Below are 25,919 nucleotides of genomic sequence, written 5' to 3'. Positions count from 1 at the left end.
TTAACCGACCGTCGGCCTCCTGTGCTGCGTGGCCGCGCCTCCTCGGTCCGTCGTTGTTGTACCGAGTGCATCAATGGGCTTAGCCTCGGGGTGTGACCACGACGCGACGCACGGGCCTCACGGGCCCGCCACTCGACTACGACGAGGGCCTGCGCCTGCAGCGCGAGCTGCACGCCGACGTCGTGGCCGGCCGACTGGACTCGGCCCTCGTCCTCTGCCAGCACCCGTCGGTGTACACGGCGGGCACGCGGACGCAGCCCGCCGACCTGCCGCGCGACGGCTCCCCCGTGACCCGGGTGGACCGCGGCGGACGCATCACGTGGCACGGCCCCGGCCAGCTCGTGGCGTACCCGATCGTGCGCCTGCCCGAACCGCTGGACGTCGTCGCCCACGTCCGGGCGCTCGAGGCGTGCCTGATCGCCGTGTGCTCGGGCGTCGGGGTGTCGGCCGTCCGCGTCGAGGGGCGCAGCGGCGCCTGGGTGCGCAGACCGCTCGGCGACGAGAAGGTCGCGGCGGTCGGCGTGCGGGTCGCCGAGGGAGTGACGATGCACGGCGTCGCCCTCAACTGCGACGCCGACCTGTCGTCGTACGCCGGGATCGTGCCCTGCGGCATCACCGACGCCGGCGTGACCAGCCTGACCCGCGCCTCCGGGAGGCGCGTGGCCGTGACCGACGTCGCGGACGCCCTCGAGACCTCCCTGACCGCCTACCTGACCAGCCTCGAGACCGCCGGCCGCGTGCCGGCCCGAACCGACCCCGTGGGAGCCCACCGATGACGACGACCGCCCCCGAGGGACGACGCCTGCTGCGCGTCGAGGCCCGCAACGCCGAGACCCCGATCGAGAAGAAGCCGACCTGGATCAGGACGACCGCGAGGCAGGGCCCCGAGTACCGCGCCCTGACCGAGCTCGTGGTCGACAAGAAGCTGCACACGGTCTGCCAGGAGGCCGGCTGCCCGAACATCTTCGAGTGCTGGGAGGACCGCGAGGCCACGTTCCTGATCGGCGGCTCGCAGTGCACGCGGCGCTGCGACTTCTGTCAGATCGACACGGGCAGGCCGAGCCCGATCGACCGCCGCGAGCCCCTCTCGGTCGCGGAGTCGGTGCGCGAGATGGGGCTGCGCTACGCGACCGTCACGGGCGTCGCGCGCGACGACCTGGACGACGGAGGCGCGTGGCTCTACGCCGAGACCATCCGTCGCATCCACGAGCTGAACCCGGGCACGGGCGTCGAGATCCTCGTCCCCGACTTCAACGGTCGCCCCGAACTGCTCGCGCAGGTCTTCGACGCCCGTCCCGAGGTCTTCGCCCACAACGTCGAGACCGTGCCGCGCATCTTCAAGCGCATCCGCCCCGCGTTCACCTTCGAGCGGTCGCTCGACGTCATCCGGCAGGGGCACGACGCCGGCCTGGTCACCAAGTCGAACCTCATCCTCGGCATGGGCGAGGAACGCGACGAGGTGATCGACGCCCTCGAGCGCCTGAGGGAGGCGCACACCGACGTCATCACGCTGACCCAGTACCTGCGTCCCAGCCCGCGACACCTGCCGGTGGCGCGATGGGTGCACCCGGACGAGTTCGTCGACTTCCGAGAGATCGCGGAGGACATGGGGTTCAGCGGCGTGCTGGCCGGGCCGCTCGTGCGCTCGTCGTACCGGGCGGGCCGCCTCTGGGCGAGGGCGACCGAGGCGCGGGGCGAGGTCGTGCCCGAGGCCCTGCGACACCTGCTCGAGGCCGGGGCCGGGCGCCAGGCCGTGTGACCCGTGCCCGCCGGGGCTCGCTACGCGATGAGGTTCTGGACGAACACGTGCGGCGTGAAGCCCGTGAGGTCGCCGATGCCCTCGCCCTGCCCGACCAGCTTGATCGGGATGCCCGTCTGTTCTTGCACCGCGAGGACGAAGCCGCCGCGGGCCGAACCGTCGAGCTTCGTCAGCACGAGGCCCGTGACCCCGGCGTGCTCGATGAAGGCCTGCGCCTGGGCGAGGCCGTTCTGACCCGTCGTCGCGTCGAGCACGAGCAGCACCTCGGCGATCTCGGTCTGCTTCTCGACGACGCGCTTGATCTTGCCGAGCTCGTCCATCAGGCCCGACTTCGTCTGCAGGCGCCCGGCGGTGTCGATCAGGACGATCTCGATGCCCTCGCGCATGGCGAGCTCGACCGTCTGGAACGCCACGGACGCGGGGTCCTGCCCCTGTTGCTGCGGGCGGACGATGCGCGCTCCCGCCCGATCGGCCCAGGTCGCGACCTGCTCGACGGCCGCGGCCCGGAACGTGTCGGCCGCGCCCACGACGACCGAGCGGTCGTAGTTGCGGAGGAACTTGGCGAACTTGCCGATGGTGGTCGTCTTGCCGACGCCGTTGACGCCGACCATGAGCACGACGGCGGGTCGCGCGCTGAGCTTGAGGGTCGAGTCGAGCTTGGAGAGGCGCTCTTCGAGGGTCTCGCGCAGCATGCGCTTGAGGTCGGCGGGGTCGGTGGTCGAGTAGCGCTGCACCTTCGCCTGCAGGTCGTCGATGATCTGCTCGGTCACGTCCGGGCCGAAGTCGGCGCCGATCAGGGCGGCCTCGAGGTCGTCCCACGTGGTCTCGTCGATCGTCTTCTTGGCGAACATGCCACGGAGGGCACCGGAGAGGGACCAGGGAGAAGCCATGCGGGCCAGCATATTCGGCCCCGGGCGAGACCGCGGACGTGCAGAGGCTGTAAGCTCGCCAGGTTGAAGGGGAGTACTCCCACGCGGTGGCGTCGTCAATACGGAAGAGACCGATCTCGACCCGGTGCACCGGTTCGCAGCCGTCCTGATCAGGACGCGTCGCGAGTGGAGGAGACCTTCGGTACCCGCTGCGTACTGGAGGTACACACATGGACGTCCACTTCTTGACCTGGGCGATCACCATCGCCGGCATCATCGGCCTGCTGTTCTTCGACTTCTTCAGTCACGTGCGCACGCCGCACGAGCCGACCATCCGCGAATCGGCCATCTGGTCGGGCGTCTACATCGGCATCGCCGTCCTGTTCGGCGTCGGGGTCGGCGTCTTCTCGAACTGGACCTTCGGTGGCGAGTACTTCGCCGGCTACATCACCGAGAAGGCCCTCTCGGTAGACAACCTGTTCGTCTTCCTCATCATCATGACGAGCTTCGCGGTGCCCCGCATCTACCAGCAGAAGGTGCTGCTCGTCGGCATCGCCATCGCCCTGCTGTCGCGTGGTCTGTTCATCGCGGCGGGCGTCGTCATCATCGAGAACTTCTCGTGGGTCTTCTACCTCTTCGGCATCCTGCTCTTCTGGCTCGCCTACAGCCAGGTCAAGGGCGGCCACGGCGACGACGAGAAGGACGAGGCGGACAGCAAGCTCATCCGTGCCCTGCGCCGCGTCATCCCCACCTCGCAGGACTACGACGGCCAGAAGCTGACCACCAAGGTCGACGGCAAGCGCCTCTTCACCCCGCTCTTCCTCGTGATGGTCGCGATCGGCCTGACCGACGTGCTCTTCGCGCTCGACTCGATCCCGGCCATCTTCGGCCTCACGCAAGAGGCCTACATCGTCTTCACGGCGAACGCGTTCTCGCTGCTCGGCCTGCGCCAGCTGTACTTCCTCATCTCGGGCCTGCTCGAGCGCCTCGTCTACCTCGCCCAGGGCCTCGCGGTCATCCTCGCCTTCATCGGCGTCAAGCTGCTGTTCCACGCCCTGCACGTCAACGAGGTGCCGTTCATCAACGGCGGCGAGCCGATCACCTGGATCCCCGAGATCCCGATCTGGTTCTCCCTCGGCTTCATCGTGCTGACGATCGCCGTCGCGACCGTCGCCAGCCTCGCGAAGACCCGACGGGACGCCCGCGCGAAGGCCGGCGTCACGGCGAGCACCGACGACGACCACTGATCCCCCGACGGGCGGCCCCCACCGGGGCCGCCCGTCGCCACTCCCCCGCGGCACCCCCGCGGCCGCACCACGGAACGGAACACCCCGATGCGCCTCGAACTCATCCGCCACGGTCAGACCGACTGGAACCTCGCCGACAAGCTCCAGGGCTCCTCGGACATCCCCCTGAACGACACGGGCCGCGGCCAGGCCCTCGAGGCGGCTCGCCTGCTGGCCGGCGTCGAGTGGAGCGCCATCGTGTCGTCGCCGCTCTGGCGTGCCCGCGAGACCGCGGAGATCATCGCCGCCGAACTGGGCATCGAGCTGGGTGACGCCTACGACGAACTGATCGAGCGCGACTACGCTTCGCACGAGGGCCGCACCCCCGAGTCGCCGATCCCCGACCAGCCGAACGCGGACTACCCCGACATCGAACCGCGCGAGTCGGTGGCGGCCCGCGGACTCGGCGCCCTCGAGATGATCCGCGACACGCGGCTGCCCCTCGACGGTGACGACGCCCACATCGTCGTCGTCTGCCACGGCACGATCATCCGGTTCACCCTCGCCGAGATCCTCGGTCGCGAGGTGCCGCACATCGAGAACGCCGCGGCGAACACGGTCGAGTGGGACGGCACCGCCTGGCACGTGCTGAGCATCAACGGTGGGGTCGTCGACACGCCGATCGACTGACACCCCGGTGCCCCACGGGGCGCGACGAGAACGCAGGAGGCGCGGCCACGCAGGTCGCGCCTCCTGCGTTTCACGTCGGGGCCGGGCTCAGGAGGCGTCGGCGATGTCGCGCTCGGCCGTGCCGCCCGCGGCGGTGCCGGGCTCGGCGACGACGCGCTGGCCGACGACGGCACTGACCCCGTCCTGACGCATCGAGACGCCGTAGAGCGCGTCGGCGATCTCCATCGTGCGCTTCTGGTGCGTGATGACGATCAGTTGGCTCGACTCGCGGAGGTCCTCGAAGATCGTCAACAACCGGCCGAGGTTGGCGTCGTCCAGGGCCGCCTCGACCTCGTCCATGATGTAGAACGGGCTCGGCCGGGCCTTGAAGATCGCGATCAGCAATGCCACGGCGGCCAACGACCGCTCGCCCCCGGACAACAGCGACAGCCGCTCGATCTTCTTGCCGGCAGGCTTCACCGTCACCTCGATCCCGGTCGCCAGCAGGTCGTCGGGGTCGGTCAGGTGGAGCGAACCGCTGCCCCCCGGGAAGAGGATCGGAAAGACCCGGTCGAAGGCGGCCTGGGTGTCGGCGAACGCGCTCGCGAAGATGGTCTGCATCTTGTCGTCGATCTCGTCGATGATCGTCAGCAGGTCCGCGCGGGTGCCGGTCAGGTCGGCGAGCTGCTCGGTCAGGAAGAGGTGGCGCTGCTCGAGCGCCGCGAACTCCTCGAGGGCCAGGGGGTTCACCCGGCCGAGCCGGGCGAGCTTCTTCTCGGCCACGGCGAGCCGGCGCTGCTGCGTCGCGCGATCGAAGGGCACGCCCCGAGGAGGCGCGGTGGCGGCCCCGGCGAGGGTCGCGTCGTCGAGGTCGGCGGCACCGTCGGGTCCGCGGGCGGCACGGCCAGCGCCCTCCCCCGTGGCGTCGTCCTCGCCCGTGGCGTCGTCCTCGCCCGCGGCGTCGACGTCGACCAGGTCGACCTCGTCGTCCACGGACGGGCGGGTCGCGACCTCGTCGTCGCTCGGCACGAGCACGTGCGGTCCGTACTCGGCGACGAGGACGTCCTCGACGAGGCCGAGCTCGGAGCCGGCCCGTTCGAGCAGCCCGGACAGGTGCAGCGTCTTCTCGTAGATCTCCATCTCGAGGCCGTGCACGCTCTCGGTCACGGTGGCGAGCCGGTCGCGCAGCTCGCGCTCGGCTCCGCGGAGCGCCTGCAGCTCGGTGTTCTGCTCGGTCCGGGCCGCCTCGGCCTTCGCCAGGACCGCGCGCGCCTCGGCCACCGACCGGGCCGCGGCGTCCAGGGTCGGCGGCAGGGCCTCGAGCACCGACGACGTGGCGGCCATCTGGCGATGCCGCACCACCGTCTGACGGGCCTGGAGTTCGGCGGCCGCCCGTTGCTCGTCGAGTTGACGCTGCAGGGCCTCGGCCCGGGCGATCTCGGCCCGGACCCGTTCGCGGACGGTCTCGAGGGCGATGCGGCGCTCGGTCTCGACGGCGCGCGCCGTCTCGACCTCGGCCAGCAGGCCGTCGCGCGCCGACGCGTCGAGCAGCGGACGCGGGCGGGCGGCGTGTTCGTCGTGGGCGGCCGCGGCGGCGTCGACGGCGCGGCTCGCGGCGTCGACGGCCTCGACCGACGCGTCGAGCGCGACCGAGAGCCGATCGACCTCGGCCTCGGCGGCCTCGACCCGGGCACGCAGACGACCGAGCTGCTGCCCGTGGGAGGTGACCCGCGCCTCCTCGTCCCGGGCGGCGGCCGCTGCCTCTTTCGCGCGTGTGCGCGTCGTGGCGAGCCGTTCCCGGAGCTCGGCGAGCCCGGGAGCGAGCCGCTCGATCTCGGTGGCCACGCCGGTGAGCCGCTCGGCGGCCGCATCACGCTCGGCGACGAGCTCGAGACGCGACCGCTCGACGCCCGACCCGCCGCGCAGCACGTAGTCGGTCAGCACCTCGCCGGCCCGCGTGATGACGGTCACGGGGACCGGGTGGCCGGCGAGTGCCCGCCAGGCCGAGCGAGCGACCGCGAGGTCGTCGGCCACGACGGTGGCGGCCAGCAGTCCCAGCACCCCGGGAGGCGCGGTGACGACGGCCGTGGCGGCGACGGTCCCGGCCGGGAGGTCGACGTCGAGCGTCGACCGGGGCCGCTCGGGCTCGGCCACGACGACCTCGACACGACCGAGCTCGGCCTCGGTGGCGTGCGCGACCGCATCGACGGCGGCCTCGACGTCGTCGGCCAGCACCGAGTCGACCACGCTGCCGAGCGCCGCCGCGACGGCGGCCTCGTAGCCGGGACTCACCTGCACGTGCTCGGCCACCAGGCCGCGGATGCCCGGTCGGCCCGCGGCGACCAGGGCGGCCGTGGCGTCGTTCTGGTCGAGGGCCAGCGAGAGCGCGCTGCGGCGGGCCGCGAGGGCGTCGCGCTCACGCTCGGCCGCGTGCAGGCGGTCGCGCCGCTCGTCGACGCTCGCCGTGAGGCTCGACAGCTGTTCTTCGGCCTCGGCCTGGACGGCGGCGTGGTCGACGCCGTCGGCGTCGGCCCGCGGGGACCGCTGCTCGAGCTCGGCGTACTCGGCCCGCCCGGCGTCGCGACGCGCCTCGGCGGCCTCGAGTGCCGCGCGCTGCCGCAGCTGCTCGCCCCGGACGGCCGCGAGCCCCGACCGTGCCGCCTCGAGGGCGCCGCGCAGGCGGGTCGCCTCGAGGTCGTGCTGCGAGACGAGGACGCTCTGGGCCTGGATCTCGACGTCGAGGGCGTCGAGGGAGGCCCGGGCCGTGGCCAGGTCGGCCCCGGCCTGTCCCACCGCCGCCTCGGCCTGCGAGACGTCGCCGCGCAGGCGCTCGGCCTCGTCGCGGGCGTCGGCGACCATGCCCGAGCTGACGGTGGTCGCCACGGCGGGTCGGTCCCCCTGCTGGGCGAGCAGCTGGAGTCGCTGCTGCGCGAGGCTCGACAGGCTGCGCAGGCGCTCGTGGACCGACTCGAGTCCGAAGACCACCCGGCGGGCCTCGTCGACGGCGTCGCCGACCATGGCCTGCTCGAGGCGGTGCTCGCGCTGCTTGTTCTCGTCCAGGCGGCCCTGCAGGACGAGGCGCTCGCTCTTGCGCTCGGCCTCGCTGCTCGACCGGGCCGTGAGCGACTCGCGGAGGGCGACGACCTCGTCGGCCAGCAGACGGGCGCGGGCGTCGCGGACGACCGCCGCGATGGTCTGCGCCTCGCGGGCGATCTCGGCCTGGCGCCCGAGCGGCTTGAGCTGACGACGGATCTCGCCCGCGAGGTCGCTGAGGCGCGTGAGGTTCGTCTGCATGGCCTCGAGCTTGCGGAGGGTCTTCTCCTTGCGACGACGGTGCTTGAGGATGCCGGCGGCCTCCTCGACGAAGCCCCGGCGGTCCTCGGGAGTGGCGCGCAACACGGCGTCGAGCTGCCCCTGCCCCACGATGACGTGCATCTCGCGGCCGAGGCCGGAGTCGCTGAGGAGCTCTTGCACGTCGAGCAGTCGACAGCCCTCGCCGTTGATGGCATACTCGCTGCCCCCGTTGCGGAAGAGCGTCCGACTGATCGTCACCTCGGTGTAGTCGATGGGCAGCGCCCCGTCGGAGTTGTCGATCGTCAACACGACCTGCGCCCGACCGAGCGGACCGCGGGTCGACGTGCCGGCGAAGATGACGTCCTCCATCTTGCCGCCGCGCAGGTTCTTCGCCCCCTGCTCGCCCATCACCCAGGCGAGGGCGTCGACGACGTTGCTCTTGCCCGAACCGTTCGGGCCGACGACGCAGGTGACCCCCGGCTCGAAGGCGAACGTGGTCGCGGAGGCGAACGACTTGAAGCCCTTGAGCGTGAGGCTCTTCAGGTACATGCGCCGCGCCTCCTCGGGACTCGTGACGGGTGGTGACCCGCGCTCAAGGATAGGGGCGGAGGCCCCGCGGACCGGGGAGGCGGACGCCCTCGGCCGTCGGGGTTCAGCGCGTGCGCACTCGCTGGCAGCGGGGGCAGAAGTGACTCGACCGGTTCATGAAGGCCTCGCGCACGATGAGCGTGCCGCACCGTGGGCACGGACGCCCCTGCTGCCCGTACGCGGCGAGGCTGTGGCTGAAATAGCCCGACTGGCCGTTGACGTTGACGTACTGGGCGTCGAAGCTCGTGCCCCCCTCGCCGAGGGCCTTGAGCAGCACGACCCGCACCTCGGCCAGCAGCACCCGCGCCCGAGCCCTCGACAACGACTCGGTGGGCTGTTCGGGGTGCACCCGCGCGGCCCAGAGGCTCTCGTCGGCGTAGATGTTGCCCACCCCGCTCAGCAGACCCTGGTCGAGGAGCGCCCGCTTCACCGCCGTGCGGCGCTCCAGCAGACGGGTGATCACCCGCGCTTCGTCGAAGGCGGGGTCGAGCGGGTCGCGCGCGATGTGCGAGACCTGCTGCGGGACGCGGCGCACCCAGGCGGCCGGGTCGGCGTCGGTGCCGACGGCCGTGGTGGCGGTCGTGGTGCCGGGTGTGGCCTCCCCCGCGGCCAGGACGTCGGAACCCAGGAGGCGCGGGCCGGCGAACCCCGCCGCGCGCCCGTCCAGGGTGGGCACCGTCTCGTCGAGGGCCATCGAGCCGAAGATGCGCTGGTCGACGAAGGCGAGCCGCACGGGGCCCAGCGACGGGCTCTCGACGTCGAGCCGGATGCGCATCAGACGGTCGGGCTCGGCATCCCGGCTGCGGAGCAAGACCTGCCCGCTCATGCCGAGATGCGCGACCAGGGCCAGGGGTCGCTCGTGCTGCTCGACCGGCTCGAAGGGGAACCAGAGGAACTTGCCTCGACGGACGGCCGAATCGATCGTGCCGCCGACGAGCCGGTCGACGAAGTCGTCGCTCGGGCCACGGTGCCGCTTGAGCGACCGCTGGTCGAGCACCTCGACGGCCGTCACCACGGCACCGGACACCACCGGGTGCAGACCGGCGCGGACGACCTCGACCTCGGGCAGTTCGGGCACGGTCAGTCGACGGAGGCGGCGGCCCGACGGGCAGCGGCGACGCCGGCAGCCGACGCGTTGAGGGACGTCCACGCCCCGAGGGCGGCGGCCATCTCGGCCTGCTTCTTGCTGCTGCCGGACCCCTCGGCGACTCCCTGGTCGTCGCCCAGGGCGACGACGGCGTGGAACCGCTTGTCGTGGTCGGGCCCGCTGTCGGTCACCGAGTACGAGGGCATGCCCCGACCGAGGGTCGCTGCTAGTTCTTGCAGGCTGGTCTTGGGGTCCATCGCGGCGCCGAAGCGATCCGGGTCGACCAGCAGAGGAGCCACGAGACGCAGCACGAGCGCCGTGGCGGCTTCACCGCCGGCCTCGAGGTAGGTCGCCCCGATGATGGCCTCGACCGTGTCGGCCAGGATCGAGTGCTTGTCGCGACCACCGGTCAGCTCTTCGCCGCGACCGAGGCGCAGGTGCGGGCCGAGGCCGATGATCCGCGCCACCTCGGCCAGGGCGACGGTGCTGACCAGGCTGGCCCGACGCTTGGCGAGGTCGCCCTCGTCGAGGTCGGGGTTCTCGGTGAAGAGCATGACCGTGACGGCCTGGCCCAGGATCGAGTCGCCGAGGAACTCGAGGCGCTCGTTGTTGCCCACGCCGCCGTGCTCGTACGAGTACGACCGGTGGGTCAGCGCCTGGTCGATCAGGTCGTCGCTGAGCTCGATCTGCAGTCGGGACAAGAGAACAGCCCGGTCGGCACCAGGGCTCGACTCGGGCTGACTCATGCGCTCACCGCGAGGGTGGACGGGTTCACGTCGGTGATCAGACGTCGGCGACCTTGCGGCCCTTGTACTCCATGTACAGGGCGGTGCCGGCGCTGTCTTCGACGACCTTGGCACGGTGCGGGAGGCTGTAGGTGACCTTGCCGTTCTCGATCGTCTTGACGAGCTGGACCGGCGTGGCCTTCCACTGCGAACGACGAGCGTGCGTGTTGGAGCGTGACTGCTTGCGCTTCGGGACGGCCATGGGTTTCTCTTCTCTCTGTCGGCACCCTCGCGGGTGCCTGGGTCTGACGATGGTGGGTGACGCGGTGGTGTTCAGTGCTGCTCGTCGGCCGGGCGCTGGTCGTCGTGACCGGTGCCCTGTGACGTGCCGTCGGCGGGTGCCGATTCAGCCTGGAACCCTGCCAGTGCCGACCAGCGGGGGTCGGCGATCTCGCGGGGCTGGTAGTCGGGGATGTCGTCCACGCGCTCGCCCGTTTCGGGGTCGAGGCCCGGACAATCCGGCCGACAGACCGGCTGGAAGGGCAGTGACAGAACCACTGCGTCTCTGACCACGGGTTCAAGATCCACGTGATCGTCTTGAACCTGATAGTCAAAAGCTTCGTCGACATCGTACGCGAAAAGCTCGGCGAAATCGACTTCGACGGGCTCGGAGATGTCACGGAGGCACCGGCTGCACTCGCCGACCGCCGTGCCCGACACGTGTGCGGACACCAGGATGCCGTCGTGCAGCCCCTCGAGCTTGACGTCGATCGCGATCTCGGCACCCTTCGGCACCGAGATCTGGCCCTCGCCGAGTTTCTCGGGCACGACGACGTCGAGCTCGTGCTCGCGCATCTCGCCCGGACGGTGCACGAGGTCGAACACCGGGACGGTGTAGGGGGTCTGGGTGAAATGAGGCACGAACGAAGAGTTTACGCCGTCGAGCCGGACGCCGCCTCCGTGCCCCCGACGAGCGACCGCGGCGCGATCGTGGCGGTGAGACGCTGCCCCACGGACGAGGAGGCACGGAGCCCGGCGATGACCCGACGCGCGTCCGCCTGCACCTGTCGGGCGGCCGGTTCGGCTCCGAAGCGCTCGGCCTGCAGGGCGTCCAGCAGCGCGACGGACGCGGCCCGCGCCTCCTGGGCCGTCGCCGTCCGGCGGGGGGACGGTGCCGGTGACGTCGTCGCCGTCGCCGCGGCACCGTCGCCGAGAACCGCGAGTCGCTGCGCCAGCAGGTCGGCGACGGCCGGAGGGGTCATCGCGGCCGTCACCGGGACGGCGAGGTCCCGAGCGGTGTCGACCACCTCGTGCCAGGCGTGCAGGGCCAGGTCGGGAGGCGACGCCGACAGGCGGCGGCGACGGCGACCGGCCCGCAGCCCCGAGGGGACGACGAGGGCCGCCAGTGCGAGCGCCGCGAGCACCGACAGGGCGATCGTCGGCACGGGACCGCCGCCGGCTCCCTGGCCGGAGGCGGTGGACGTCGGCGTGGCACTCGCGCCCGGGGCCGCGCTCGTCGGGGCGGCCGACGCCGAGGGCGCCGTGCTCGCGTCGGGCGAGGTGCTGGCGTCGTCGCTCGGGACGTCGCTCGGTTCGACGCCGGTCTGCTGCAGGTACTGCTGCGGGGCGCCGAGGCCGACAGTCGGCTCGAAGGGGACCCAGCCGAGCCCGGCGAAGTACAGCTCGGGCCAGGTGTGCAGGTCGTCGCTGCTGACCCGGAACGCGGCGTCGTCGCCGACGCCCTGCAGGTCGCCCGGCAGGAAGCCCACGGCCACCCGCGACGGGATGCCCAACGTCCGCGCCATGACGGCCATCGCCGAGGCGAAGTGCACGCAGTACCCGCTGCGGACCTGCAGGAACGTCTCGATCGCGTCGAGGCCGCTGCCGTCGTAGCCGCGCTCGACCGGGGTGTCCTCCGAGTAGGTGAAGTCGCCGTCGCGGAAGAAGTCCTGCAGCTCGACGGCCGCGTCGAAGGGGTTCGCCGAACCGGCCGTCACCTGCGCCGCGAGGTCGGTGACGGATTGCGGCACCTCGTCCACCGAGAGATAGGGCGCCATGTCGGGCCCCGTGTCGTCGAGCGAGGCGACGACCTGCTCGGGGCTGGGATCGACGGGCCGGCTCGTCACCTCGTACTCGAGGCCCTGCGTGCCCTCGGAATCGCTGCGGACGGTGACGCCGCTCTCGTCGACGAACCGCCACCCGTCGTCCAGGCCCTCGATGGTCGCGGGCGGCACCGGCACGGGCAGGTACGGGCTGCGGAGCGCCCCGATCGTGACGTCGGTCGTGACGTCGCGTCGAGCGGTGCCGGGGTCGATGCCGGGAGCGTCGGGCAGCGCGTCGAGCGTGTTGAGCGGGTCGAGCGGCACGTCGGCGGGGCTCCAGGTGCGGCCCGAGAAGTCGACGAGGTCGACGAGCTTGAGGTAGTTGCCCTGCGGGTCGTCGGTCCGGTACGACAGGACGGTGACCGGGGCACCCCGCCGGAGGTCGTCGCCGAGGTCGATGATCGGGTTGACGCCGGTCGCGAGTCCGGTCCCGGTGCCCGAACCGGTCAGCGGCGCCACGCCCGCGAGCGGGACGACGGCCGTCAGCAACCCCGCCACGGCGACCGACGCGGCGGCTCCGACGAGCCCGGCGCGGGAGGGCCGTCGGCCGGTGGAGACCATCAGCAGCACCAGGAAGGCCAGCACGGTGGCCACCACCCAGGGCCAGCTCGTGACGACGCCCGGGACGAAGGTCGGCACCGCCAGCACGAGGGCGGGGAAGACCCCGGTCACGACCGGCAGCTGCCCCACCGACGACAACAGGTCGGTGACGACGGCGACGACGAGCACCGAGAGGGCGACCGTGACCAGCAGGCCGTCGTTGACCTCGACGGGGGCCGAGCCCTCGACGATCGCCGCGTTCGCCTGCGCGGACAGCTCGGGGAGGCGCGCGAACGTGGCCCCCGTCGGCACGACGCCCAGCAGGGCCGTGCCGCCCGAGGCGAAGGCCGTCGTGACGAGGGCGCCCAGCACCGCCCCACCGACGACGCCCAGCCAGGAGGCGCCCCCCAGCGCCCGCACGACGAGGGAACCGCCCAGCACGACGGCGGCCACCACGGCCCCGGCCACCCACCAGCCGATCCCGACGAAGACGGGGTGCAGGCTCGCGAGCGACAGGACGAGCACGAGCCAGAGCAGGGCCGTGGTCTGCCCGCGGACGGCGCCCGCGGGCTCGGCACCGAAGAACCCCGTGCGGGTCGGCGACTCAGTCATCGAGGACTCCCGACGTCGTGATCAGGCGGCCGACGTCGACGCTCGAGTCGGTCTCGACGACCCGCCAGCCCGAGTCGCGCAGCGCACCGGCGACCTCGTCGGGGGCCAGCAGGCGGTCGTCGGCCCGAGCACGACCGTCGGCGGGGCGTGTGGGTCGCGAGGTCAGGCCGGCGCCCAGGGGCAGCGCGGCCGTGACGACGACCGCGACCGCCGACGACCCGGGGGCCCTCGAGGCGACGAGCAGGTCGAGGTCGGGTCGGCCCAGCCCGGAGACGACCGCCACGACGGGCTCGCGGGGTGACGGGGCCGGAGCGGGCGCCCCGGGCGCGTCGTCGAGCCGCAGGTCGGCGAGGTCGTCGAGGAACATCGTGGTCGAGTCGGGATCGTGCCGGGCGACGAGCGTGCCGCCGGGTGTCGTCAGCACGGTCGCCGAGCCCGCGTGGCCCACCTCGACCGCGACCGTCGCGGCGAACGACACCGCCCACTCGAAGGCGTCGCTGACGAGAGGGATCGCGGCCGTCGCCGCCCTGACCCCGACCCTGCTCGTCGGGGGAAGGGTCGGACGGGCGTCCGGCCATCCCTCGGCCGCGACGGCGATGACGACCCGCGCACTCGGCAGTCCGTGCTGCTCCTCTTGCCGGACCATGAGCTCGCCGTGCCGTGCCGTGGCCTTCCAGTGCACCCGTCGCATCGGATCGCCCCGGCGGTACTCGCGGGTGACCGGATCGTCCTCGCCGCCGGCCAGGCTGTGCTCGCGCTGACGCCTCGACCCGTCGCCCAGCGCACGGGACTCGCGGCCGAGTCCCACCTCGACGACCTCGGGCACCACGACGAACTCCGCCACGCCGGCGGCCACGACCCGTCGACGGGCCACGCCGTACGACTCGACGAGGTCGACGTGCAGCGGGCCGATGCGGTGTCGGCCGCGCGGCAGGTCGTGGTGGCGGAAGACCGCCGAGGAGGCGCGGCCCGGCACCAGCAGGACGGCTGCGGCCTCGGCGTCGGACAATCGTCCGAACGGCAGCTGCTCGCGGACCCGCACGGTGCCGGAGGTCCGCCCCCCACGAGGGAGGACCGCGACCGTCTCGACGGCGGACCACCCCGCGACGCCGCGGTCGGGAGTGAAGCGACGGGTGACCCGCACGTCGGCCGTCCGGAACAGCAAGGAGATCGTGACGGCCACGATGAGCACGACCAGGGTCGTGCCGGCGAAGACGAGGGCGGGGGCCTGGAGCAGCCAGCCCACGAGCACGACCAGCACCCCGGCGGCGAGCACGCCGACGCCACGGCCGGTCGGCCTGGGTACCCCACCCCGTCCCATGCTCAGCGCGCGTCGGCCGCGTCGCCGAGCGGGACGGCGGTCTGCTCGACGATCTCGGCCACGAGGTCGTAGGCCGCCGAGGCGGCACCGGCACCGGCTCGACCGGCGAGGATCACCCGGTGACCGAGGACGGGACCGGAGAGGGCGTCGACGTCGTCGGGGACCACGTAGCCGCGGCCGTTGAGCGCGGCCCAGGACTTCGCCGCGCGCATGAGCTGCAGGGTCGCGCGGGGACTGGCCCCGAGCCGCACGTCGGGGTGGACCCGGGTCGCCTGGACGATCCGCACGGCGTACTCCTCGACGGCCTGGGCTGTGTAGACGGTGCGGACGGCCGCGATCATGCGCGTGAGCTCGTCGAGCGACACCAGCGGGCGCAGGGTGTCGAGAGGGCTGACCCGCTCGCGTTGCTGCAGCATGCGCAGCTCGCTGCGGGCGTCCGGGTACCCCAGCGAGATGCGGGCCATGAACCGGTCGCGCTGGGCCTCGGGCAGGTTGTAGGTGCCCTCCATCTCGACGGGGTTCTGCGTGGCCACGACGAGGAAGGGCGACGGGAGGGGATGCGTGATGCCGTCGACCGTCACCTGGCGCTCTTCGAGGCTCTCGAGCAGCGCCGACTGCGTCTTCGGCGAGGCACGGTTGATCTCGTCGCCGATGACGACGTTGGCGAAGACCGGACCGGGCTTGAACTCGAAGCCGCCGCTCTGCCGGTCGTAGACCGAGACGCCCGTGATGTCGCTCGGCAGCAGGTCGGGGGTGAACTGGATGCGGGTCACGGTCGCGTCGACGGCCTTGGCGAGCGCCCGGGCGAGCTGGGTCTTGCCGACGCCGGGGACGTCCTCGATCAGCAGGTGGCCCTCGGCGAGCAACACGGTGAGCGCCGTCGAGATGGCGCCGTCCTTGCCGTCGATGACGGTGGCCACGGCCTCGAGGACGCCCCGTGCCCGCTGCTGGACCTCGTCGAGCGACATCGTGGGACCGGAGCCGGCCGCCCGGACGGCGGCGGGCTCGACGGTGGGGTCGTTGGTCGTGGTCATCGCGGCGTCCTCGTCGGGTGGGGTCGGGGTCAGGTCGTGCTGAGGTAGGCGGCGACGGCCGCCGGCACGTAGGGCGACACGTCGCCGCCGAGCGAGGCCACCTGTCGCACCAGCGAGCTCGACACGTGCGCGTGGGCGGGATCGGGCAGCAGGAAGACGGTCTCGACACCGGCCAGACTGCGGTTCATGATCGCCATCGGGGTCTCGTAGGCGACGTCGACCTGCGAGCGGATGCCCTTGACGAGCACGCTCGCCCCGACCTCGGTGCAGTAGTCGACGAGCAACCCGACGCTCCAGCTATGCACCGTCACGGTGTCGGGCAGCCCCGCCGCCCGAAGCGACTCGGTGAGCAACGAGACCCGCTGCGCCAGGGGCAACAACGCGCTCTTCTCGGGGTTGTGCACCACGAGGACGTGGACCTCGTCGAAGATGTTGGCGGCCCGGGCGATCACGTCCACGTGACCGAGGGTCACCGGGTCGAACGAACCCGGGACGACGGCGATCCTGCTCATCCGGTCACTGTAGCCCGCCGACCCCGGACGGATGCCCAGGGCGAGGACCGGGTCGAGGACGCGTCACGCGTCACGCGTCACCTCCGGCTCAGTTCTTGCCCATGGCCTCGCGGCCCCGGTCGTCGAGGCGCCGCGCGATGGCGGCGGCGAGGGCGGGGTGGTCGACCAGGCGGGGATCGGCGTCGAGGACCTCGGCCGCGTGCTCGCGGGCGAGTCCGATGAGGTCGCCGTCGCGGGCGACCCTCAGCAGCCGGAGCGACGAGCGGCCGCCCGACTGGAGGTTGCCGAGCACGTCGCCCTCTCGGCGCAGGTCGAGGTCGACCTGCGCGAGCTCGAAGCCGTCGAGCGTGGCCGCGACCGCGTTGACCCGCTCGCGGGCCACGGTGTCGGCCGCCGCGTGGGTGACGAGCAGGCAGAGGCCCGGGTGGCCGCCACGGCCGACGCGGCCGCGCAGCTGGTGGAGCTGCGAGACGCCGAAGCGGTCGGCGTCGAGCACGACCATGGTCGAGGCGTTCGGCACGTCGACCCCCACCTCGACGACCGTCGTCGCGACGAGGACGTCGATGTCGCCGGCCGCGAAGCGGCGCATGACGTCGTCCTTCTCGTCGGACGACATGCGGCCGTGCAGGGGCTCGACCCGCAGGCCCTGCAACACGGGGATGGTGGGCACCCGGGCCATGACCCCCTCGACACTGGCGCGTTCCGGCGCCGGTGCGTTGGAGGGCTCGGCACCGTCGTCACCGGGCGCGACCTCGGCGTCGGGCGGGTCGCCCGGCTCGGCCGTCACCGCGTCGATCGCCGGGCACACGACGAAGACCTGTCGCCCCTTCGCGACCTCTTCGGCCGAACGTTGCCAGATGCGGCCGCCCCAGGTCGGGTGGTCGGCCAGGGGGACGACGAACGACTCGATGGGCTGACGGCCCTTCGGCAGCTCGGCGATGGTAGAGACGTCGAGGTCGCCGAAGACCGTCATGGCCACGGTGCGTGGGATCGGCGTCGCCGTGAGGACGAGAACGTGCGGCGGCGTGGCACCCTTCTTGCGGAGCGCCTCGCGCTGGTCGACGCCGAAGCGGTGCTGCTCGTCGACGACGACGAGGCCGAGGTCGAAGAACCCGACGGCCTCGCTGATCAGTGCGTGGGTGCCCACCACGACGTGCGCCTGCCCGCTGACGATGGAGAGCAGTGCCTTCTTGCGCTGGGCCACCGTCATCTGGCCGGTCAGCAGGGTCGGGCGCAGTCGGGCGGCGAGGTCGGGCCCGAGGGTGGCCGTGATCGACCGCAGGTGCTGAGCCGCGAGCACCTCGGTCGGAGCCAGCAGGGCCGACTGCCCACCGCTCTCGGCCACGGCGAGCATCGCCCGGAGGGCGACGAGGGTCTTGCCCGAGCCGACCTCGCCCTGCACGAGGCGGTTCATGGGCACCTCGGCCTCGAGGTCGCGGGTGATCTCGTCGCCGACCAGGCGCTGGTCACCCGTCCGCTCGAACGGCAGGGCCGCGTCGAAGACGGCGAGCAGGCCGTCGGGGGCGGCACGACGGGGGGTCGCGGCCGATCGACGCACGAGGGCCCGCTGTTGGAGCAGCGCGCTCTGCAGCACGAAGGCCTCGTCGAACCGCAGGGTGTCACGAGCCGTGAGGTGGTCACGATCGCTCTCGGGCCGGTGGATGCGCTCGTACGCCTCGGACACGGGCATGAGGTCGAGCTCGGACCGGACCGACGCCGGCACCGCGTCGTCGATCGGCGGCAGTCCGTCGAGCAGCACCTCGACCGACTTCTGCACCTGCCAGGACGCCACGGAGGCGCTGGCCGGGTAGATCGGGATGGGCTGCTTCGCCCACTTCTGGGCCTGCTGGTCGCCGACCCCGGCGACGGCATCGTGCGAGGCGTCGAAGAGCTCGTAGTCGGGGTGCGCGAGCTGACGGAGCCCCCGGTAGTCGCCGACCTTGCCCGCGAAGATGCCGCGGGCGCCGGGCACGAGGTCCTTCGCCCGCCAGGCCTGGTTGAAGAAGGTGAGCGTGAGGATGCCCTGGCCGTCGCCGATGCGCACCTCAAGGATCGACCCGCGCCGGGCCCGCATCGTGCGTTCGCGGACGTCGAGCACCTGGGCCACGATGGTGACGGACTCGCCGAGCGGCAGCTGGTCGAGGGCCGTGAGCTCGCCCCGGCGGGCATAGCGCCGAGGGAAGTGCGTCAGCAGGTCGCCGACCGTGCGCAGGCCGAAGGCCTTCTGCAGGGCGGTGGCCGTCCGGCCGCCGAGGGCCCCGGCCAGCGACGCGTCGAGGGGTGAGTCGGGCACGCACACCACGCTAGCGCGCGCCCCCGACAGCGCCCGCCCCCGGCGGACGCGCCGCCCGGCATCAGAGGGTGAAGGAGTACCCGCCGGAGGCGCGGGTCGCCTTCGCGAGGTCGGCCCCGTGCCCGTCGTCGTTGACCTCGAGGGCCCTCAGCTGCCGCCCCACCCCGCGCGCGGACTGCTTGCAGAAGCCGACGGCGAGGTGACGCTCCGCGTCGGAGTCGGCCCGCGCCTCCTGGAGGGCCGTCGAGGCCCGCGACAGGACGGCCGTCTGCGCGTAGATGCCGCTCGCCGCGTCGGCGAGGCGCTTCTGCACGAGCTGCTTCTCCTGCACCTTCTTGCCGTGCTTGCGGAGGGCGCCCTCGGTGCGCTCGCGCAGCCGCGAGACCTGGTCGCCGAGCTCGGCGGCCTGTTTGGCGAGCGCGGGATGGACCCCGACCGGCCGTTCGGGCCGGATGCGGCGCTGGACGCGGCCCGCGACGTACGGCGCGAGCACCCCGAGCGCCCGCCCCGGGTCGCCGATGCGGAGCGACGCCACGTCGGGCAGCTCCTCGCTGAGCGTCTTGAGGCCGTTGAGGGCGACGAACGCGCGGAGGACGTCGTTGGCCCCCTCGAAGATCGGGAAGATCCGGAAGTCGCGCAGGGCCTTCGACAGCGGGTGACCTTCCATGTACGCCTCGCCGCCGTGCAGCTGGACGGCCCGGTTGAGGGCGTACCAGCCGGTGTCGCTCGCCGCGACCTTGGTCAGGGCGGACTCCAGGGCGAAGTCGGTGTCGCCGCGGTCGACGAGGCCCGTGGTCAGGTACGACATCGATTCGACGCCGTAGATCTGCTGGGTCATCCACGCGAGCTTGTCGCCGACCATCTCGAAGTCCGCGAGCGGTCTGCCGAACTGGTGCCGCGCCTCCGTGTGCTCGAGGCTCAGCTCGAGGAACCGCTTCATGCCGCCCGCGATGGCCGTGCCCATCGACATGCGACCGTTGTTGAGCGTGTTGACGGCGATGCGGAAGCCGTCACCGGGCTCGCCCAGCAGGTTCTCGGCGGGCACGCGGACGTCCTTGAAGTGCACGCGCTGCAGGTGGTTGGCCTTGAGGCCGTGCGTCTCGAACCGCGGGCCGGCGCTCAGCCCCTCCATGCCCTTCTCGACGATCAGCGCGACGTGCCCGAGGTCGCTCTGCGCGAAGACCGTCAGGACGTCCTTGTCGCCGTTGCCGATCCACCGCTTCTCGCCGTTCAGGAGCCAGCTGCCGTCGCTCTGCCGCTCGGCCCGGGTCTCGAGCGCGTAGGCGTCGCTGCCCACGTTCGGCTCGGTGAGCACGAACGCCGCGAGCTTGCGGCCGCTCGCCAGGTCGGGCAGCCAGCGGGCCTTCTGGTCGTCGGTGCCGAAGAGGTGCAGCGGCTTGGTGCCGATCGACTGGTGCACCCCCATCACCGTGGCCAGGGTGCCGTCGACCCGACCGAACTCCTCGTACACGCGGCAGTAGGCGCTCTGGCCGAGCCCGAGGCCGCCGTACTCCTCGGCGACGAAGAGTCCCATCAGGCCCCGCTCGCCCAGCTCGCGCACCAGGTCGTCGCCGATCCACCCCTCGCGTTCGGCCTTCAGCGGGTCGTAGCCGGCGAGCACCTCGCGGGCGGACGCGGACACCGTCTCGACCCGGGACTTCTCGGCCGCCGTCATGTGCGGGTACGGGAAGGCGAGTTCGGAGGCGATGCGCCCCGCGAACAGCGACTTGGTGAACGAGGGCCTCACGGTGCGATCGACGCTGGTCATGGGACCCGATGCTGCCGACGCGGGCGGGCGGCGACAACTCGGTTGTGCAGGTCCGACGACCGGGCGCGGGAGTCGACGGTCGCGCGTTGTCGGGATGCTCGAACCCGACGGGCGACGGGTGGCGGGCGTCGACCTGGCAAGGTTGACCCCATGTCCCGCATCATCTCCGGCTTCGCCGACAACCTCTCGCTCGTCGTCCCCAAGGTCGGGACGCGGCCCACGAGCGACCGGGTCCGCGAGGCGCTGTTCTCGTCGCTGGACGCGCGCGACGAGATCCGGGGTCGGCGCGTCCTCGACCTCTACGCCGGGACGGGCGGCCTCGGGCTCGAGGCGGCGTCGCGAGGAGCCGCCTCGGTCGTGCTGGTCGAGAAGGCCCCCGGCGCCGCGAAGGTGCTGCGTCGCAACGTCGAGTCGGTGCTGGCCCGGGCTCCCCGCCCGCCGCGCGGCACTCCCCCGCGCGTCGACGTCGTGACCCAGCCCGTGCGGTCCTACCTCGAGGGCGGCTCGGCTCTCGTCGACCTCGTCTTCTTCGACCCGCCCTACGAGTTGTCGGCCGCCGACCTCACCGCCGACCTCACGGCCCTGCTGCCCTCGCTCGACGAGCAGGCCCTCGTCGTCGTCGAGCGCGCCTCGCGCGACGGCGAACCGGGCTGGCCCGAGGGCCTCACCCTTGACGTGAAGAAGCAGTACGGCGACACGACCGTCTGGTTCGCGCTGCGCGACTGACCCCCGCAGGAGGCGCGGGTCGGCTCGTCAGCCCTGCGCCCCCGACCACAGGCGGTACGGGTCCCACCCGCCGGCCTCGCCGGGTTCGGAACCGTCGAGGGTGACGCGGGGCGCGCCTCCTGCCGGGTCACGGACCGTGCCGACGGCGCGGAACCCACCGGGCAACGCCACGTCGGGCGGGAACGTGGCGAACAGGGAGTGGTCCTCACCACCCGAGAGCGCGAGCCGTGGGTCGTCGCCGAGGGCAGGGCCCCACAGGTCGACCACGACACCGCTGGCGCGGGCCACCCGACCGGCGTCGAGGGCGAGGCCGTCCGACAGGTCGAGCATGGCGGTCGCCCCTGCCAGCGCCGCCGAGCGGCCGTCGGCCACGGGCGGGGTCGGGGCGAGGTGCCAGCCGACGTCCGGGTCGCGCTCGCGCAGGGCGGCGGCCGCGGCGGTGTCGGGCGACCCGTCGTGGTCGACGCCGAGACGGAACAGCAGGTCGAGCCCCCGCGCCGAGCGGCCGAGCGCGCCCGACACGGCGACGACGTCGCCGACGCGCGCCCCGTCCCGCCGCACGGGCGCGCGCCCCTCGAGGTCACCGAACGCCGTCACCGCGACCGTGAAGGTCGGCGACACCGAGAGGTCGCCGCCGACGACCCCCGCGCCCGGGGCCATCACGGAACACCCCGCGCGCAGACCGTCCGCGAAGGCCTCGAGTTCGGTGACGCCCGTGTCGCCGGGCACCGCGAGGGCGACCACCAGCGCCGTGGGCCGAGCGCCCATCGCCGCGACGTCGGACAGGTTCGACGCCGCGGCCTTCCAACCGAGGTCGTACGACGTCGACCACGCGCGCCGGAAGTCGGGGCCGTGCACCATGAGGTCGGTCGTCACGACGAACCGACCGTCGGGCGCCGCGACGACGGCGGCGTCGTCACCGGGACCGAGCAGCGTGTCGTCGCCGCGGGGCAGGCGGGGCAGGATGCGGGCGAGGGTGGCGAGCTCGCCGACGCCCTCGACGGTGTCGGCGTCGTCCGGGCGGGGGTCCGTGGAGCGTCGTTCCATGTGCTGAACGGTAGCCTGGATGCGATGTCGAACCCGTCCTCGCGCCTCACCGCGCGCCTCCGTCCCCGCCTTCGCGTCCCGGCCCTCGTGCTCGTCGGGGCCGGTCTCGCGACGACGCTCGTCGGCTGCTCGCAAGCGGTCCCGATGCAGCCCGCCGCGGGGGCGAACGACCCGGCCTGCGCGCAGGTCACCGTCCACCTGCCCGAGGTCGTCGACGACGGTCAGGACCGCCGCGAGACCGACGCGCAGGCGACCGGCGCCTGGGGTTCGCCGACGAGCGTGCTGCTGCACTGCGGCGTCGAGACGCCCGCCGTGTCCGACCTGCCCTGCTACGACATCCAGGGCGTGGACTGGCTCGTCGACCAGGACCCCGACGACGCCGAGACCTCGATCCTCACCACGTACGGCCGTGAGCCGGGCGTGCAGGTGATCGTCGACACCACCAAGGCGAACGGCGGCAACGTGCTGCGCGACCTGGCCGACTCGGTCGGCTACCTGCCGAACGACGGCAAGGAGTGCGTCGGCGCGGGCGACCTGCCGGGCTCGGCCGGATCGGCCGACGACCCGTCGGCGACACCCACGCCGTAGGCCCGGTGGCCGGGACGGACGGGTTCCGTCAGCGCTCGGTCTCGAGGCCGAGGGCGATGAGCTCGTCGATCAGCTCGGGGTAGCTGAGGCCACTCGCGAGCCAGCAGGCGGGGAACATCGAGATGGGCGTGAAGCCCGGCATCGTGTTGACCTCGTTGACGACCCAGCCGTCCTCGGTCAAGAAGAAGTCGACGCGGGCGAGGCCCGTGCCGTCGATGGCCTCGAAGGCCAGAGCGGCGAGACGCTGCATCTCGGTCAGGTCGCCGGGTGCGAGGTCGGCGGGGCAGACCAGGTCGGCCCCGGGGGCGCCGAGGTACTTCGACTCGAAGTCGTAGAACGTGTCGCCGGCGAGGACGATCTCGCCCGCGACCGAGGTGCGGGGAGGCGCGCCGTCGCGTCCGCCGAGCACGGCGCACTCGATCTCGCGGCCGACGACCGCGGACTCGACGAGCACCTTGTGGTCCTCGGCGAAGGCCTTGCGCATGGCCGCCGGGAGGCCGGCGGGCGAGTCGACGCGCGACACCCCCACGCTCGACCCGGCTCGGGCGGGCTTGACGAACATCGGGTAACCGAGCGCCTCGACGTCGGCGGCCACTCGCTCGGGCGCGGCGTCCCAGTCCCGACGACGCACGGTGCGCCAGGGGGCGACGACCACGCCGGCGGCCTGCAGCACGGTCTTGGTGAAGTGCTTGTCCATGCCGAGCGACGAGGCGAGCACGCCCGCGCCGACGTAGGGCAACCCGGTCAGCTCGAGCAGACCCTGCACCGTGCCGTCCTCGCCGAACGGACCGTGCAGGATCGGGAACACCACGTCCACCTCGCCCAGCAGGCGCGTCGTGCCGTCGGGCTCGGTGACGGTCAGCTCGCGGGTGGTGGACGACTCGGGCCAGTGGATGCGGGTGCCGTTGTCGACGACGGTCGGCAGCGTCTCGGCGTCGAGCTCGAACCGTGCCGCGTCGTCGGGCTGGAGCGTGAACGCCCCCTCGACGGTGATGCCCACGGGCACCACGTCGTAGCGGGAGCGGTCGATCGCCGAGAGGACTCCCCCGGCCGTCGCGCAGCTGATCGAGTGCTCGCTCGAGCGGCCGCCGAAGAGGACGACCACGACGGTCTTCGCCACCCCGGGGGCCGAGGCGCCGACCGACGAGGCATCGGTCGCGGCGACGCGCGGGGTCGTGGTGGGCTCGGTGCTCGCCATGAGGGGCCTTTCGTCGGTGTCACGGCCCGCGGGCCGACCCGCGGTGGGCGGGCTCTGGTCGTCACGCGCCCCGGCACGGCCGACCAGCGGTCACTCGCCCTGCGGCTCGTCCGTCTCGGTCAGGTGCGGGGCGATGTTGCGCGGGTCGAGTGTACCGGCGAGCACCTCGGCCACCTGTTGGACGATGGGCATGTCGACGCCGCGGGACCGCGCGAGTTCGAGGATCGGAGCGACCGAGGCCAGTCCCTCGGCGGTCTGGTTCATCTGGCGCACGACGTCGCCGAAGGCGTAACCCTGACCGAGCAGTCGACCCGCGGTGTTGTTGCGCGAGAGGGGCGACTCGCACGTGGCGATGAGGTCGCCCAGGCCGGCGAGGCCGGCGAGGGTCTCGGCCTTGGCCCCGAACGACACCGCGAACGCGGTCATCTCGGCCAGTCCGCGCGTGATGATCGAGGCCTTGGTGTTCTCGCCGTACCCCACGCCGTCGACGATGCCGATGGCGACGGCGATCAGGTTCTTGAGGACCCCGCCGAACTCGGTGCCGATCACGTCGGTGTTGACGAACGAACGGAAGTACGGGTTGGTGGCGGTGGCCGCGACCAGGGTCGCCGTGTCGAGGCTGTACGACGACACGACCGCGGCCGTGGGCTGCCGCTTCGCGATCTCGAGGGCGAGGTTGGGCCCCGACGCGACGGCGATCAGGTCGCGGTCGATGCCGAGCTCGGCCTCGATCACCTCGCTCATGCGCAACCCGGTGGCCTTCTCGACGCCCTTCATCAGGCTGACGACCGGCACGCCGGACGGGACCATGCCGCGGATGGCGGTCAGGTTGTCGCGGAGCGTCTGGCTGGGGACCGACAGGTAGACCTGCTCGGCACCCGCCAGAGCCTGTTCGACCGAGGGGGTGGCGACGAGGGTGCGGGGCAGGTTGATGCCCGGCAGGTAGTCGCTGTTGCGCTTGCTCTCGGTGATCTCGCGTGCCACCTCGGGACGGCGGGCCCAGAGCGTGACGTCCGCGCCCCCCTCGGCGAGGACCTTGGCGAAGGTCGTGCCCCAGCTGCCCGACCCCAGGACGGCGACCCGGCGCGGGATCGAGTCGCGCATGACGATCGAGATCGCCTCGGTCGTGACCGCCCCTTCTCCGAGGGCCTCGATGGCGCCTTCGCGTGACTCGGAGCTACTCAAAGCGGCCTGTCTCCTTCTGGTGGTTCTTGGTGGGGTTCCAGCGTTCGGCGGGTGCCTTCTCGCCCCGCAGCCGCTCGACCAGCTCGGTGACGGCGTCCATCACCAGGGCGGTGGCGGCCGTGACCGAGGCCTGGTCGAGGGGACGATCGCGGAAGGCCGAGAGGTCGACGGGGTCGCCGATCACGACGGTGATGCGCTTCCGGGGGAAGGCGTGCAGCCGACTCGAGTAGCGACCCATGAGGTGCTGACTGCCCCAGTGCGCCATCGGGACGAGCGGCACCCCGGCGGCGAGGGCGAGGCGCACGGCACCGCTCTTGCCCTTCATGGGCCAGAGGTCGGGGTCGCGGGTGAGGGTGCCCTCGGGGTAGACGATCACGCCACCGCCCCGGGCGACGAGCAGACGCCCGGCCGCCAGGGGGTCGTGGTCGTGGGTGCGACCCGCCCGCTCGACGGGGATGTGCCCCATCGCGTGCATCATGCGACCGAAGACGGGGACCCGGAAGAGGGACGCCTTCGCGAGGAAGCGCGGCACCCGCCCGAGGGACCACATCACACGGCCCACGACCACCGGGTCGATGTTCGTGTAGTGGTTCGGGGTCAGCACGAAGGCACCCTCGGCCGGCAGCTTGTCGCCGTCGACGATCTCGATCCGGGCCATCAGGTCGAAGAGCGGTGCCGCCGGAGTCGCGAGGACGCGGAAGAACGCACCCTTCTCCTTGCGACGCCTCCGCGCCGGGACCGGGACGACGGGAGCGTCGGGGTCGGCTGTCGACACC

At 72.6% G+C, this 25,919-nt stretch carries 22 protein-coding genes; 6 read left to right on the top strand and 16 right to left on the bottom strand.

The features are described 5' to 3' along the window. Positions 1 to 92: 92 nt before the first annotated feature. Together lipB and lipA are read left to right on the top strand one after the other, a co-directional pair. Positions 93 to 776 (top strand): lipoyl(octanoyl) transferase LipB, encoded by a 684-nt coding sequence (gene lipB / locus IFT79_RS06005; RefSeq protein WP_192123265.1) that lies wholly within the window; start codon positions 93 to 95, stop codon positions 774 to 776. Further along, positions 773 to 1,759, top strand: a complete 987-nt coding sequence (gene lipA / locus IFT79_RS06000; protein WP_173151092.1) for a lipoyl synthase — start codon at positions 773 to 775, stop codon at positions 1,757 to 1,759. The genes lipB and lipA overlap by 4 nt, the downstream gene beginning before the upstream one ends. A 20-nt stretch (positions 1,760 to 1,779) precedes the next feature. Here lipA and ftsY read toward each other — a convergent pair whose 3' ends face one another. Further along, on the bottom strand, positions 1,780 to 2,661 hold the full coding sequence (ftsY, locus tag IFT79_RS05995; protein ID WP_369794381.1) for a signal recognition particle-docking protein FtsY: 882 nt from the start codon (positions 2,659 to 2,661) through the stop codon (positions 1,780 to 1,782). Positions 2,662 to 2,858: 197 nt separating this feature from the next. On the opposite strand from ftsY, the gene IFT79_RS05990 reads away from it, so the two are divergent. Further along, on the top strand, positions 2,859 to 3,875 hold the full coding sequence (locus tag IFT79_RS05990) for a TerC family protein (protein ID WP_056046204.1): 1,017 nt from the start codon (positions 2,859 to 2,861) through the stop codon (positions 3,873 to 3,875). A gap of 87 nt (positions 3,876 to 3,962) precedes the next feature. Then, complete coding sequence (locus IFT79_RS05985) at positions 3,963 to 4,544, top strand: histidine phosphatase family protein (RefSeq protein WP_192123263.1); 582 nt, start codon at positions 3,963 to 3,965, stop codon at positions 4,542 to 4,544. 87 nt (positions 4,545 to 4,631) lie between these two features. Here the strand turns inward: IFT79_RS05985 and IFT79_RS05980 are convergent, their stop codons facing one another. From IFT79_RS05980 to IFT79_RS05930, 11 genes are all read right to left on the bottom strand, one after another. Continuing rightward, positions 4,632 to 8,366 carry an AAA family ATPase gene (locus tag IFT79_RS05980; RefSeq protein WP_192123261.1) on the bottom strand — a complete coding sequence of 1,245 codons (3,735 nt, stop codon included), beginning with the start codon at positions 8,364 to 8,366 and terminating at the stop codon, positions 4,632 to 4,634. A gap of 103 nt (positions 8,367 to 8,469) precedes the next feature. Then, a complete protein-coding gene (locus IFT79_RS05975; RefSeq protein ID WP_192123259.1) occupies positions 8,470 to 9,483 on the bottom strand; it encodes an Fpg/Nei family DNA glycosylase in 1,014 nt (337 codons plus the stop codon). A 2-nt stretch (positions 9,484 to 9,485) separates the two neighbouring features. Further along, positions 9,486 to 10,238 (bottom strand): ribonuclease III, encoded by a 753-nt coding sequence (rnc, locus tag IFT79_RS05970; protein ID WP_056046210.1) that lies wholly within the window; start codon positions 10,236 to 10,238, stop codon positions 9,486 to 9,488. 37 nt (positions 10,239 to 10,275) lie between these two features. Then, a complete protein-coding gene (rpmF, locus tag IFT79_RS05965; protein WP_043593937.1) occupies positions 10,276 to 10,479 on the bottom strand; it encodes a 50S ribosomal protein L32 in 204 nt (67 codons plus the stop codon). A 71-nt stretch (positions 10,480 to 10,550) separates the two neighbouring features. Continuing rightward, positions 10,551 to 11,072 (bottom strand): YceD family protein, encoded by a 522-nt coding sequence (locus IFT79_RS05960; protein WP_082452364.1) that lies wholly within the window; start codon positions 11,070 to 11,072, stop codon positions 10,551 to 10,553. A 77-nt stretch (positions 11,073 to 11,149) separates the two neighbouring features. Then, the gene (locus IFT79_RS05955) at positions 11,150 to 13,471 is read right to left on the bottom strand and encodes a transglutaminase family protein (RefSeq protein ID WP_192123257.1); all 2,322 of its coding nucleotides are present in this window, start codon (positions 13,469 to 13,471) and stop codon (positions 11,150 to 11,152) included. After that, the gene (locus IFT79_RS16645) at positions 13,464 to 14,747 is read right to left on the bottom strand and encodes a DUF58 domain-containing protein (protein WP_192123255.1); all 1,284 of its coding nucleotides are present in this window, start codon (positions 14,745 to 14,747) and stop codon (positions 13,464 to 13,466) included. Before IFT79_RS16645 ends, IFT79_RS05955 begins: the two co-directional genes overlap by 8 nt. 47 nt (positions 14,748 to 14,794) lie before the next feature. Next, the gene (locus IFT79_RS05945; RefSeq protein WP_369794384.1) at positions 14,795 to 15,826 is read right to left on the bottom strand and encodes an AAA family ATPase; all 1,032 of its coding nucleotides are present in this window, start codon (positions 15,824 to 15,826) and stop codon (positions 14,795 to 14,797) included. A 29-nt stretch (positions 15,827 to 15,855) separates the two neighbouring features. Beyond that, a complete protein-coding gene (gene coaD / locus IFT79_RS05940; RefSeq protein WP_056046215.1) occupies positions 15,856 to 16,338 on the bottom strand; it encodes a pantetheine-phosphate adenylyltransferase in 483 nt (160 codons plus the stop codon). An 88-nt stretch (positions 16,339 to 16,426) separates the two neighbouring features. Beyond that, the gene (locus IFT79_RS05935) at positions 16,427 to 18,631 is read right to left on the bottom strand and encodes a helicase-related protein (protein ID WP_192123253.1); all 2,205 of its coding nucleotides are present in this window, start codon (positions 18,629 to 18,631) and stop codon (positions 16,427 to 16,429) included. Positions 18,632 to 18,692: 61 nt separating this feature from the next. Continuing rightward, positions 18,693 to 20,399, bottom strand: coding sequence for an acyl-CoA dehydrogenase family protein (locus IFT79_RS05930; protein WP_159826261.1), 1,707 nt, complete (start codon positions 20,397 to 20,399; stop codon positions 18,693 to 18,695). A gap of 150 nt (positions 20,400 to 20,549) precedes the next feature. Here IFT79_RS05930 and rsmD point away from each other — a divergent pair, with 150 nt between their 5' ends. Then, complete coding sequence (gene rsmD, locus IFT79_RS05925; RefSeq protein ID WP_159826259.1) at positions 20,550 to 21,125, top strand: 16S rRNA (guanine(966)-N(2))-methyltransferase RsmD; 576 nt, start codon at positions 20,550 to 20,552, stop codon at positions 21,123 to 21,125. Between the two features lie 27 nt (positions 21,126 to 21,152). Here rsmD and thiL read toward each other — a convergent pair whose 3' ends face one another. Then, a complete protein-coding gene (gene thiL / locus IFT79_RS05920; RefSeq protein WP_192123251.1) occupies positions 21,153 to 22,172 on the bottom strand; it encodes a thiamine-phosphate kinase in 1,020 nt (339 codons plus the stop codon). A gap of 24 nt (positions 22,173 to 22,196) precedes the next feature. On the opposite strand from thiL, the gene IFT79_RS05915 reads away from it, so the two are divergent. Beyond that, positions 22,197 to 22,760 (top strand): DUF3515 family protein, encoded by a 564-nt coding sequence (locus tag IFT79_RS05915; protein ID WP_056046223.1) that lies wholly within the window; start codon positions 22,197 to 22,199, stop codon positions 22,758 to 22,760. A gap of 28 nt (positions 22,761 to 22,788) precedes the next feature. Here the strand turns inward: IFT79_RS05915 and IFT79_RS05910 are convergent, their stop codons facing one another. The 3 genes from IFT79_RS05910 to IFT79_RS05900 form a co-directional block, all read right to left on the bottom strand. Continuing rightward, entirely contained in the window at positions 22,789 to 23,880 is a 1,092-nt protein-coding gene (locus IFT79_RS05910) for a D-alanine--D-alanine ligase family protein (RefSeq protein ID WP_342211818.1), read from the bottom strand. A 168-nt stretch (positions 23,881 to 24,048) separates the two neighbouring features. Next, the gene (locus tag IFT79_RS05905; RefSeq protein WP_043594016.1) at positions 24,049 to 25,062 is read right to left on the bottom strand and encodes an NAD(P)H-dependent glycerol-3-phosphate dehydrogenase; all 1,014 of its coding nucleotides are present in this window, start codon (positions 25,060 to 25,062) and stop codon (positions 24,049 to 24,051) included. 73 nt (positions 25,063 to 25,135) lie between these two features. Next, the gene (locus IFT79_RS05900; protein ID WP_342211780.1) at positions 25,136 to 25,918 is read right to left on the bottom strand and encodes a lysophospholipid acyltransferase family protein; all 783 of its coding nucleotides are present in this window, start codon (positions 25,916 to 25,918) and stop codon (positions 25,136 to 25,138) included. Between the last annotated feature and the right edge of the window lies 1 nt (position 25,919).

Origin of the sequence: Frigoribacterium sp. CFBP 8759, assembly GCF_014841655.1 — a bacterium.
Taxonomy (GTDB): Bacteria; Actinomycetota; Actinomycetes; order Actinomycetales; family Microbacteriaceae; genus Frigoribacterium.
Note: the sequence above shows the minus strand (reverse complement) of the source record. Positions and strands in the feature narration are given on the sequence as shown.

Coding starts and splice junctions, on each gene's coding strand:
- lipA (WP_173151092.1), top strand. CDS start 773: ATGACGACGACCGCCCCCGAGGGACGACGCCTGCTGCGCGTCGAGGCC.
- ftsY (WP_369794381.1), bottom strand. CDS start 2,661: ATGCTGGCCCGCATGGCTTCTCCCTGGTCCCTCTCCGGTGCCCTCCGT.
- IFT79_RS05990 (WP_056046204.1), top strand. CDS start 2,859: ATGGACGTCCACTTCTTGACCTGGGCGATCACCATCGCCGGCATCATC.
- IFT79_RS05985 (WP_192123263.1), top strand. CDS start 3,963: ATGCGCCTCGAACTCATCCGCCACGGTCAGACCGACTGGAACCTCGCC.
- IFT79_RS05980 (WP_192123261.1), bottom strand. CDS start 8,366: ATGTACCTGAAGAGCCTCACGCTCAAGGGCTTCAAGTCGTTCGCCTCC.
- rnc (WP_056046210.1), bottom strand. CDS start 10,238: ATGAGTCAGCCCGAGTCGAGCCCTGGTGCCGACCGGGCTGTTCTCTTG.
- rpmF (WP_043593937.1), bottom strand. CDS start 10,479: ATGGCCGTCCCGAAGCGCAAGCAGTCACGCTCCAACACGCACGCTCGT.
- IFT79_RS05960 (WP_082452364.1), bottom strand. CDS start 11,072: ATGCGCGAGCACGAGCTCGACGTCGTCGTGCCCGAGAAACTCGGCGAG.
- IFT79_RS05955 (WP_192123257.1), bottom strand. CDS start 13,471: ATGACTGAGTCGCCGACCCGCACGGGGTTCTTCGGTGCCGAGCCCGCG.
- IFT79_RS05945 (WP_369794384.1), bottom strand. CDS start 15,826: ATGACCACGACCAACGACCCCACCGTCGAGCCCGCCGCCGTCCGGGCG.
- coaD (WP_056046215.1), bottom strand. CDS start 16,338: ATGAGCAGGATCGCCGTCGTCCCGGGTTCGTTCGACCCGGTGACCCTC.
- IFT79_RS05930 (WP_159826261.1), bottom strand. CDS start 20,399: ATGACCAGCGTCGATCGCACCGTGAGGCCCTCGTTCACCAAGTCGCTG.
- rsmD (WP_159826259.1), top strand. CDS start 20,550: ATGTCCCGCATCATCTCCGGCTTCGCCGACAACCTCTCGCTCGTCGTC.
- thiL (WP_192123251.1), bottom strand. CDS start 22,172: ATGGAACGACGCTCCACGGACCCCCGCCCGGACGACGCCGACACCGTC.
- IFT79_RS05915 (WP_056046223.1), top strand. CDS start 22,197: ATGTCGAACCCGTCCTCGCGCCTCACCGCGCGCCTCCGTCCCCGCCTT.
- IFT79_RS05905 (WP_043594016.1), bottom strand. CDS start 25,062: ATGCGCGACTCGATCCCGCGCCGGGTCGCCGTCCTGGGGTCGGGCAGC.